Consider the following 10,131-nt stretch of genomic DNA (forward strand, 5'->3'; position numbering starts at 1 on the left):
TCATGGCTGTTCAGATCGCCGACCTGGTCGAGCACGTTGTCGATGTCGTCCCGAGGCGGCCGGCGCTGATCGCCGGCGAGGTGCGCTACACGTACGCCGAGCTGGACGCGGAGGCCAACCGCTTCGCGCACCACCTCCTCGGCGCGGGGATCGAGCCAGGCGAGCACGTCGGACTGATGGCCCGCAACGTCGCCGAGCACGTGGTCGCGATGCTCGGATGCTTCAAGGCGCGCGTGGTGCCGATCAACATCAACTACCGCTATCTCGAGAGCGAGCTCGACCATCTCTTCGAGAACTCCGGGATGGTCGGCCTCGTCCACGAGGCCCGGTACGCACCGGTGCTGGCCGAAGTCGTACCGAAGCACGGGCGCCTCCGGCACGTGGTCTCGATCCCCGACGGCAGCGGCGAGAGCACGGCGTACGAGTCCGTCGACTGGCAGACGGCTCTCGATGGCGAGCCCACGACGAGAGGCTTCGGCGAGCGCAGCGCCGATGACGTCTTCATCATCTACACCGGTGGGACCACGGGCTACCCGAAGGGCGTGATGTGGCGCCACGAGGATGCCTGGCGGGCCCTCGGAGGCGGCACCGACTTCGCGACCCGGAAGCCGATCGAGGAGCTCGCGCCGTCGCGGGCCGCGGCCGAGGATCCCTCGCCGCTGGTCTCCCTCCAGCTCGGGCCGCTCATGCACTCCAGCGGGCAGTGGGCGATGCTGATGCGGTTCATCACCGGGCACACCAGCGTACTTCTTCCCAAGTTCGACCCGCCGACGATCTGGCGGACTTTGGAGACCGAGCGGATCAACACGATCTCGCTGGTCGGGGACGCGATGGCCCGACCGCTGATCGAGGAGTTCGAGCGCGGCTCCTACGACGCGAGCACGCTGACCACCGTGACCAGCGCGGCCGCGCTCTTCTCCGCCGAGGTCAAGGAACGATGGATCAAGGCCTTCCCGGACGCCGTGGTGCTCGATGTCCTCGGCTCCTCGGAGACCGGGATGACCGGCAACGGGCGGATCGAGCACGCGACGATCTCGGACAAGGGGTCCCTGGTGCACCTCGGACCCGGAACCGCCGTGATCGACGAGCAGCACCGCATCATCGATCCCGACGAGGTCGGCGCGATCGGGCTGATGGCACGCTCGGGCACCATCCCGCTCGGCTATCTGAACGATCCGGAGAAGACCGCGCGCACGTTCGTCGAGATCGACGGCACCCGGTACGCCGTGCCCGGCGACTACGTCCAGATCGAGGAGGGCCACCGGCTGACGCTGCTCGGGCGCGGATCGGGATGCATCAACACCGGCGGCGAGAAGGTCTATCCCGAGGAGGTCGAGGTCGCCCTCAAGTCGCACCCGGGAGTCTTCGACGCCCTGGTCTTCGCGCTTCCCGACCCGACCTACGGCCAGCAGGTCGCAGCGCTCATCGAGCCACGGGCGGGTCTCGATCTCGATGTCGAGGACGTCCGAGCGCACCTGCGCCCCGGCTCTCGGGCTACAAGGTCCCGCGCACCGTGCACGTCGTCGAGAAGGTTCCGCGGCACGTGACCGGCAAGGCCGACTATCGCCGCGCCCGGGAGGTCTCCGACGCCATCCGCGCCGACGAGGCGAGCTGAGCGATGGGCACGCGGTCCGGCCGTGGTGAGCTGTCATCTGAGCCTCCAGGCCGGGCGTGTCATCCCAGCTTGTACGTCGCCACCGCGTGCGCGACAGGCGCGTCGCCGGCACTCACGTCGACGGCGATGTGAACGATGCTGCGGCCTCGGCGCAGCACTCGTGCCTCGGCGACCAGGTCTGTCTCCGTCGCCGGCGCGAGGTAGTGCACGGTGAGGTCGACCGTACTGCCCCGCAGCGACTCCGGGGCCGGCGCGCCGGACCAGGCGGCGGCCATCGCTGCCGTGTCCGCCAGCGTGGCGACCGCACCTCCGTGGATGGTGGTGCCGATGGTGACCAACCGTTCGTCGTACGGAAGGACGAGCCGCGCGGTTCCCGCACCCAGATCGGCGAGACGGACTCCGAGATGCTGCACGAACGGTGAGGAGGGCAGGAAGTCGCGCATGACCTCGGCGCCATCCACTGGTGCGTCCTGGCCTGCCTGGCCGGTCATGACCTCGCCAACTGCCGTTGTGCCGCCAGGTACGCGAGCCAGGCCCGCGGCCGGGTGACGACCGCGAGCACGAGCGGCAGCGGGTTGAAGTAGGCGACATCTGCTTCTCGGAGGCCTTCATCCCCTTCGGGAGCGATCCTCGGCGTCGGGTGCGTGCTGGTCATCTCGTCGTCCCTCTTCGTCTCGGTCCTCGGGGTCACCTCCAAGGTAGGGGCCGGTTGGCCTGGCAGGCAGTGCCAATCGAGCGCGGCTTTCGTGGACCAATCAAGCCAGGTCGCGGAGCATCGCGACCAGACGGGCGACCGCCGGGGCGAAGTCGTTCTCAGCCGGCGTGCCGTAACCCAGGACGACCCCGCTGGCCTCGGGCCGCGCGTGCCAGAACCGCTCGAGGCCGACCAGGCCGACCGAGCTCCGTAGCGCGGCGGCCTCGATGTCTGCCTCGGTGCAACCGCCTGAAGCAGGGAGCTCGGCCACCAGGTGCAGCCCGGCGGCCACTCCCAGCGGAGTCATTCCGGGCAGAGCCGCTGCCAGTGTTTCGACGAGGAGGTCGCGGCGCCGGCGGTAGCGGAGCCGCATCCGTCGGATGTGCCGGTCGAACGCGCCGGTGCTGACGAGATCCGCGAACGCGAGCTGGGCGAGCACGTCGGTGCCCCGGTCTGCCCGACGCTTGGCCTCGACGACGGGGTCGAGCAGCGCCGCAGGCACCACCAGCCAGCCGAACCGGAGTCCCGGGGCCAGGCTCTTGCTCGCAGTGCCGGCGTACACGACGTGCTCCGGCGCGAGCCCCTGCATCGCCCCGATCGGAGGACCGTCGTACCGGAACTCACCGTCGTAGTCGTCCTCCAGGATGTAGCCACCGCCCTCAGCCGCGATCCGGACGAACTCGGTGCGCCCGCGACTGGCCAGCGTCGCGCCCAGGATCGCCTGATGAGCGGGCGTGAGGACGACGGCGTCCGCGTACGCCCCGGGGACGGCCCCGTCATGCCTCACCGGCACCGGGACGATGCTCATCCCCGCTGCCCGGGCAGTGGCGCGGTGGTCAGGCAGGCACGGATCCTCCAGCGCCATCCGGGTCGCGCCCAGACCGACCAGCGCGTCACAGACCAACCGCAGGCCCTGGGTGAAGCCGCTGGTGATCACGATCCGCTCGGGAACGGCGAGCACTCCTCGGACCCGGCCCAGGTAGTCGGCGAGCACCTCGCGAAGCTGCCGCGAACCGCGCGGATCACCAGGGCCCAGATCCAGGTGCGGCGTGACCTGGAGCGACCGGATGACGGCCCGCTGCCACTGCTGCCGGGGAAACGAGTTGAGATCGGGACGGCCGAGCCGGAAGTCCGCCTCGAACCGCTGTGTCGGCCGTTCGCTGCCGGCCCGCGGTCTCACTCCCGGCGCATCCGCCACCTCGGTGCCGACGCCCTGTCGCGACCGCAGATAGCCTTCGGCGACCAGCTGCGCGTATGCCTCGACGACCGTGCCGCGCGCCATCCCGAGGTCGGCCGCGAGCGCCCGGGACGGCGGCAGGGGTTCCCCCGGAGCCAGGACGCCTGCCCGGATCGCGTCTCGCAGCGCCGCTTCCAGCGCAACCCGCCGGCCCCGGCCCGGCGGCAGGTCGAGGTGTAGATCGACCCCGCTATCGGTCCACGAACCCGGCACGGGATCGGATCTTACGCGTGATCCAGACGCGATCCAGGCTCATGAGCCGACGTCCGCGTTCCTATGCCGTAGACAAGTCACATATAACGTGGCAACGTGTAGGCTATCTGCTTATGCACGGTGCTTTCACCCGCGTCTCCTCGAACGACAGAAGGGCAACAGGTATGCGCACGTTCATCGTCATCGTCGCCGGTCCCGTCGCCGGCACGCTCGTCGGCCTCCTCATCGAGGAGGCAGTGGCCCGCCCACTTGCCGAGGAGGGAGGGATCGGCACCGGGACCGCCATCGGCCTCGGACTGATCTGGCCCGTGAGCGTCGTCGTCTGCGTGGGTCTGGCCCTGGCGATCGACGCCCGACTGCGTCGCGGGAGCCGCGAATCGGACCGCAGGGGGCAGCAGTGACGACGACGCGCCGAACGGTTCTTCGCGCCGGGCTTGCCGGTGCCGCTATGACAGGAATGGCCCGAGGGTTCACTGGCTGCGCGGTCGACAACGGCGGCGCAGCAACCACCACCGAGTCCAGCGCCGGACGGATCCAAGCCAGCACCGCTGAGCTGCCCGAGCCGTTCACCCTGCCGTTCCGAGTGCCCGCCGTGCTGAAACCTGTTCGGCAGGACGACACGACCGACTACTACGAGATCACCCAACGAGTCGCCGACGCCGAGATCATTCCCGGCGCCACCACCGAGATCTGGGGATACAACGGAACCTTCCCAGGGCCCACCATCGTCTCGGAGCGCGGTCGCCAGGTCGTCGTTCGGCATCGCAACGAGCTTCCCGTGCCGACGGTCGTCCACCTCCACGGAGGCGTCACAGCGCCCGAGCACGATGGCTTCCCGACGGACCTCGTCGTACCTTCGGGCTGGGACGCGACCCGCGACGAGGGTAAAGGGGCGCACGAGGGTCACACGCCGGGCAGCGGAAGCCCGGCCGAGGTGACCGAGGTCGAGCGCGACTACGTCTACCCGCTCGACCAGCCGGCGGCAACCCTGTGGTACCACGACCACAGAATGGACTTCACCGGGCCCCAGGTCTGGCGCGGACTCGCCGGCTTCCACATCCACCACGATGCGGAGGAGGAAGCGCTCGGCCTGCCCACGGGGGACCGTGACGTACCTCTGATGATCGCCGACCGCACGTTTGCCGGCGACGGCTCGATGCCGTATCCCGCACTGGATCCGGCGCTACGCGACCAGCCGGGCGTCACCGACGAATTCCACAGCGGGGTCCTGGGCGACTGCATCCTCGTCAACGGCGTCCCGTGGCCGGTGATGGAGGTGGCGGCGGTCCGATACCGCTTTCGTATCCTCAACGCCTCCAACGCTCGGCGGTACCGGCTGCGGCTCGACGATGGCCCGAGCTTCGTGCAGGTGGGCAGCGACGCCGGCCTGCTGGACGCGCCCGCAACGCATGACGAGCTCGACGTCGCCCAAGCCGAACGCTTCGATGTCGTCATCGACTTCAGCGACCACTCTGTCGGGGACGAGATCACCATGGTCAACGAGCACGGCGACAACAGCACCGAGATGGTGATGCGCTTCGTGGTGACCCGAGAGGAGGAGGACGACAGCCGGGTCCCCGATCGCCTCGTCGACCTGGAGCGACTCTCGACGGACGACGTCAAGGTCGAGCGCGAGTTCGTGTTCGAGCGTACGTCCGAGGACGGCACCATGATGTGGACGGTCAACGGCGAACCGTGGTCTCCCGACTCGGTCGCCGCCCGGACCGTGCACGCGACCGTGGAGCGGTGGCGGTTCAGGGCGAAAAACGTCGAGCACCCCATCCACGTGCACCTCTCCCCCTTCCAGATCATCGAGCGCGACGGCAACGAGCCAGGCCCCTTCGACCGCGGGTGGAAGGACACCGTGAACCTCGGCAACGGCGGCCGTGCCGACGTCCTCGTGCGCTTCGACGGCTTCCGCGGCAAGTACGTCTTCCACTGCCACAACCTCGAGCACGAGGACATGATGATGATGGGCAACTTCGAAGTCGTCTGACGCGGCGCGGGATCGACCGCTGGGCGGGTCGTCGTGATGGCGGCGTGGACCGGTGTTGAACGCCAGGTTGCCCTAGCACATACGCCGGGTGACACCAGCGAGGGGGCGTGGAGCCTCAGAATCCACGCGGTAATGTGACCGATCAGAAGCCTTTCACGTACCCCGGATTCAGTTCGGTCCCACTAGTTGCCCTTGAGGTCCCTGTGAAGCTTGTCGTTCAAGTCCCCTGCCTCAACGAGGAGGAGACGCTCCCGTCCGTCCTGGAGTCGATCCCGAAGGAGATCCCCGGGATCGACGAGATCGTGATCCTGATCGTCGACGACGGGTGCACCGACCGGACGGTCGAGGTCGCCAAGGAGCTCGGCGTGCGCGAGTTCGTGCACCACTCCCGCAACCAGGGGCTGGGCCGTTCGTTCCACGACGGTGTGGTCCGCGCGCTGGAGCTGGGCGCCGACATCGTGGTCAACACCGACGGCGACAACCAGTACCCGCAGGACCGCATCGCCGATCTCGTCCAGCCGATCATCAACGGTCAGGCCGACATCGTCATCGGCGACCGGCAGGTCGACCGGATCGAGCACTTCTCCGGACTGAAGAAGAGGCTGCAGAAGGTCGGCTCCAAGGTCGTCAACATGGCCGCCGAGACCGACCTGCCCGACGCGGCCAGCGGCTTCCGCGCCTACTCGCGCGAGTCGCTGATGCTGCTCAACACCGTGACCCGCTTCTCCTACTGCATGGAGACGATCATCCAGGCGGGCAACAAGCGGATGAAGATCGCCTCGGTGCCGATCGAGACCAACGCCAAGACGCGTGAGTCTCGGCTGTTCAAGTCGATGCCCGAGCACATCATGAAGTCCGGCGCGGCGATCGTGCGCTCCTACATGATGTACAAGCCGTACGCCATCTTCGTCTGGCTCACCGCGTTCTTCTTCGTCCTCGGGGCGATCCCGTTCGTCCGCTATCTCGCGCTCTGGCTGAGCGGTGACAACGGCAACCACATCCAGTCGCTGCTGCTCGGTGGCGTGCTGATCAACCTGGCCTTCATGTCGGCGATGCTCGGCGTCATCTCCGACCTGATCCGCACCAACCGCGTGCTCATCGAGGACGACCTGGAGCACACCAAGAAGGCCCGCTTCGGCAAGTCCGGCACCGAGATGCTCCGTGACCAGACCTCTGTGGCGCAGTTCGACCTGCCGCACGCCCAGAAGCGCACCACCGCCCAGTCGTCCGGCGAGACGTGGACGACCAGCCGGTGACGACGACCGACTCCGACCCGGTCTCCGCAGTGGAGGCCGGGTCGTCGGCTACACCCGGTCTCACGAAGCCCAGCCTCGCGAAGCGGCTGCTCAAGATCGGCCTCGCCCTCCTCGTCGTGCTCGGTGGTGCTTACCTCGTCTGGCGTCAACGCGAGGACCTGGCCACCGCCGTCCAGGAGCTGAGCCTCGGCCGGGTCGCGATCGCCGGGGTCCTGGCCGTCATCGGCACCATGCTGATCGGGCAGATCTGGGTGGCTCTCCTGCACGGCATGGGCATCCGGCCGTCGCTGCGCGACTCCCACTCGGTCTTCTACGTCTCCCAGCTGGGCAAGTACCTGCCCGGCTCGGTGTGGCCGGTCGTCGCTCAGATGCAGTTCGGCCTGCGCTGGGGCGTCGCTCGACGCACCATGCTCGGCGCCAACATCCTCTTCATGGGAGTCGTCGTCGCCAGCGGCATCGGTGTCGGCGCGCTCCTGCTGCCGTGGTCCTCCCCCGACGGCCTCAGCCACTACTGGTGGCTGCTGCTCCTGCTCGTCCCCCTCGCCGTCTGCCTGCACCCGCGCGTCGTCCCGGGGATGCTCGACTGGATGTTCGCCCGGCTCGGCCGAGAATCCCTCGGCGTACGCCTCACCGCGCGGGGGCTCTCCACCGCGATCGGCTGGGCCGTGCTCGCCTGGGTCGCCTTCGGTCTCCACCTGGCCGTGATGATGGATTCGTACGCCTCTGTGGGACTGCTCGAGGTCGCGGCCGCGACCGGCGGGATGGCCCTGGCCTGGGCCGCCGGGATCGCGTTCATCCCCGCTCCTGCCGGCGCGGGCGTCCGCGAGGCCCTGCTCTCTCTCACCCTGGGGCCGATCATCGGCGTCCCCGAGGCGCTCACCGTCGCGCTCGCCTCGCGGGTGCTGCTGCTCATCGCTGATGTGGTGCTGGCCGGCCTCGGGGCGGTTGCTGGGCGGCGTACGTCCTGACTGGCCCGGCGGCGAGGAAGACGGCGACCACGCCGCACAGCAGGCCGGCGGCGACCACGAGCTCAGCGCCTCTGGACTCGGAGTTCGGCAGTCGCCCCACGTAGGTCACCGAGCTGATGAACCAATGGAAGATCAAGAACGCGTAGACGCCCAGCACGCAGGTGGTCACGGCCGCCACCAGATGGGCTCGCGACTCGCGCGAGCCGACCGGGATCACGTCGACGATCGCCATGACACCGACGGCGAACGCCGTGGCCAGCAGCGGCATGAGCGGCATCAGATAGCGGTCGTTCGGGTTCCCGCCATCCGCGACGAACCCGACCAGGTTCGCCAGGATGACCGCCGCGTGGACCGTGAGCAGCAGCCAGCCCGCCGCCGAGGAGGGCTGATCCGCCGGCCCGGCGACCGTTCGCCGCACGACCAGCACGAGAAGTCCTGCCGCCGAGACGACGGCGAGCACGTCGACGACCACGACGTACCCCTCCGCCAGCAGCGGCACCCACAGGCGCTCGTACCAGTCCACCCAGAGCGACCCGTCGGTCAGGATCTGCCACCAGGAGCCGTTCGGCTCCCGGTCGAACTTGTCCAGCAGCGCGTCGGTTGCCGTCGGGTCGCCGTAGAGGACGATGTTGCGGACGTAGAACCAGCCGGTGGCGAGTGCCGGAACACCGGTGGCCACGGCCGAGGCCGCCAGAGCGCGGATCACTCCGCGACGGGAGTGGTCCCTCAGGAGCAGAGCCATGGCAATGGCCGCGCCGCACAGGACGACGGTCAAGACCCCTGGCGCCTTCGTCCCGGCCGCGACAGCGCCGGCCAGCGCGACCAGCGTCAGGCGCCCCGGGGACAGGCCACGGTTCAAGATCCGGATGGTTGCCAGCAGGGTCAGCGACGACGCCGCAACCGCCAACCCGTCGTTGGCGATGTGCCCGCCGGCCGCCACCAGCACCGCACACGAGGCGCTGAACCCCGTGGCCAAGAAGGCGATCGCCGCCCGCCGAGTCACCTCGAAGGCGATCAGACCCACCAGCAGTACGCCCAGCGCGGAGCCGACGGCGTTGATGAGCCGCATCCCGACAACCATCACCTGTGGCGCGTCGAGTTCACCGGCCGCGACCACGAACGGCACCGACAGCAGGTAGTAGAGCGGAGGATGGTTGGCGGTCCAGATGTGCCGATGTGGCTCGTCCTCCATGGTCCGCAGTCCCCCGACCAACAGGGGATGTCGACCCGCGTCCGTGGTCACGGGCGTGTCGATCGTCGGCAGGCGTCCCGAAGCCAGCTCCACCGCGTAGCCGGCGTTCGGCCCCTCGTCACGGGTCTGGTACTGGAGCGAACGGGTCATCGCGACGTAGCTGCTCAGGCTCAGCGCAAAGATCGCCAGCAGCACCATCGCTGCGAACACACGCCTCGGAAGGCGGACGTCGACATGATCCGCTTGGGTGGAGTGAAGCATCCTCGCCCCCCCCCGTCGGGCTTGCTTTCGAGTGCGAGCCTATGTCAGTTCACGAAACCTCTTCTTTGCGTTGAGGAAGGCGTCTTTCTTGGTTCTGATGACCTTTTGGGGCTTTGCGTGGTCATGATCTCTACTTAATCGGCTGTTGCTTCGGGGCTGGGCCGCCGACCCTCCTTCGAGGGTCTTCTCGACCTGCCCCGGAATCAAGGACGGCCTACGGCCGCCGGCTGACGCCGGTTGCCTTCGGCGATCCTTGACACCGGACCATGTCGAGAAAAAACTTGGCTGGCTATCGGGGCGGCGGCCCGGGTGTGGCCGCGGAGCACTGCCCCACAGGAGATAGCCGTTATGTCGCTACGCCCAATAGAACCAGCTGATGAGAAGGCGCTCTTCTACGCGAACGAAAATTCGTTCGCCTCCGCCAGCCAAGTCCCAGCCGAGAACGACCCCGGTGCCCGAACGAAAATTCGTTCGCCCCGGGGCAGTGGCGCGCGACGGTGAAAGAAAAATTTCTTTCACCAGCCAACCAACCCCTCCAACCGGACGCGACGGGCCCACCAGGCCCAAGCCCCTGCCCAACCCAAACCCCCGCACCAAACCCTGAAGCGCCCCAGGTTCTCTGCCGCTTCTATACGGGTTGCGGCTCTCGGTTGAGGGCCGCGTAGTGGGCGGTTTCGAACTCTACTGGGGTCATCATGC

9 protein-coding genes are annotated in these 10,131 nt (G+C 68.3%); 5 read left to right on the forward strand and 4 right to left on the reverse strand.

Annotated elements, in window-relative coordinates; all coding sequences use genetic code 11:
- Positions 1-2: 2 nt before the first annotated feature.
- Positions 3-1,547 (forward strand): acyl-CoA synthetase, encoded by a 1,545-nt coding sequence (locus H5T77_RS13695; RefSeq protein WP_292650088.1) that lies wholly within the window; start codon positions 3-5, stop codon positions 1,545-1,547.
- A 127-nt stretch (positions 1,548-1,674) separates the two neighbouring features.
- Here the strand turns inward: H5T77_RS13695 and H5T77_RS13700 are convergent, their stop codons facing one another.
- The 3 genes from H5T77_RS13700 to pdxR form a co-directional block, all read right to left on the reverse strand.
- The gene (locus H5T77_RS13700) at positions 1,675-2,106 is read right to left on the reverse strand and encodes a PaaI family thioesterase (RefSeq protein WP_292650090.1); all 432 of its coding nucleotides are present in this window, start codon (positions 2,104-2,106) and stop codon (positions 1,675-1,677) included.
- Positions 2,103-2,270 carry a hypothetical protein gene (locus tag H5T77_RS13705; protein WP_292650091.1) on the reverse strand — a complete coding sequence of 56 codons (168 nt, stop codon included), beginning with the start codon at positions 2,268-2,270 and terminating at the stop codon, positions 2,103-2,105. The genes H5T77_RS13700 and H5T77_RS13705 overlap by 4 nt, the downstream gene beginning before the upstream one ends.
- 100 nt (positions 2,271-2,370) lie before the next feature.
- Positions 2,371-3,759, reverse strand: a complete 1,389-nt coding sequence (gene pdxR / locus H5T77_RS13710; protein ID WP_292650092.1) for a MocR-like pyridoxine biosynthesis transcription factor PdxR — start codon at positions 3,757-3,759, stop codon at positions 2,371-2,373.
- Between the two features lie 164 nt (positions 3,760-3,923).
- Here pdxR and H5T77_RS13715 point away from each other — a divergent pair, with 164 nt between their 5' ends.
- The 4 genes from H5T77_RS13715 (at position 3,924) to H5T77_RS13730 (ending at position 7,979) form a co-directional block, all read left to right on the forward strand.
- Positions 3,924-4,160, forward strand: coding sequence for a hypothetical protein (locus H5T77_RS13715; protein WP_292650093.1), 237 nt, complete (start codon positions 3,924-3,926; stop codon positions 4,158-4,160).
- Between the two features lie 47 nt (positions 4,161-4,207).
- A complete protein-coding gene (locus H5T77_RS13720) occupies positions 4,208-5,755 on the forward strand; it encodes a multicopper oxidase family protein (RefSeq protein ID WP_292650095.1) in 1,548 nt (515 codons plus the stop codon).
- A gap of 203 nt (positions 5,756-5,958) precedes the next feature.
- Positions 5,959-7,011, forward strand: a complete 1,053-nt coding sequence (locus H5T77_RS13725; protein WP_292650096.1) for a glycosyltransferase family 2 protein — start codon at positions 5,959-5,961, stop codon at positions 7,009-7,011.
- Positions 7,008-7,979, forward strand: a complete 972-nt coding sequence (locus H5T77_RS13730; RefSeq protein WP_292650098.1) for a lysylphosphatidylglycerol synthase domain-containing protein — start codon at positions 7,008-7,010, stop codon at positions 7,977-7,979. The genes H5T77_RS13725 and H5T77_RS13730 overlap by 4 nt, the downstream gene beginning before the upstream one ends.
- On the opposite strand, the gene H5T77_RS13735 is transcribed toward H5T77_RS13730, so the two are convergent.
- A complete protein-coding gene (locus tag H5T77_RS13735; RefSeq protein ID WP_292650100.1) occupies positions 7,921-9,381 on the reverse strand; it encodes a phospholipid carrier-dependent glycosyltransferase in 1,461 nt (486 codons plus the stop codon). The two genes, H5T77_RS13730 and H5T77_RS13735, sit on opposite strands and share 59 nt — an antisense overlap.
- Positions 9,382-10,131: the final 750 nt, after the last annotated feature.

Source organism: Nocardioides sp. (assembly GCF_014360585.1).
GTDB lineage: Bacteria > Actinomycetota > Actinomycetes > Propionibacteriales > Nocardioidaceae > Nocardioides.

Coding starts and splice junctions, on each gene's coding strand:
- H5T77_RS13695 (WP_292650088.1), top strand. CDS start 3: ATGGCTGTTCAGATCGCCGACCTGGTCGAGCACGTTGTCGATGTCGTC.
- H5T77_RS13700 (WP_292650090.1), bottom strand. CDS start 2,106: ATGACCGGCCAGGCAGGCCAGGACGCACCAGTGGATGGCGCCGAGGTC.
- H5T77_RS13705 (WP_292650091.1), bottom strand. CDS start 2,270: ATGACCAGCACGCACCCGACGCCGAGGATCGCTCCCGAAGGGGATGAA.
- H5T77_RS13715 (WP_292650093.1), top strand. CDS start 3,924: ATGCGCACGTTCATCGTCATCGTCGCCGGTCCCGTCGCCGGCACGCTC.
- H5T77_RS13720 (WP_292650095.1), top strand. CDS start 4,208: ATGACAGGAATGGCCCGAGGGTTCACTGGCTGCGCGGTCGACAACGGC.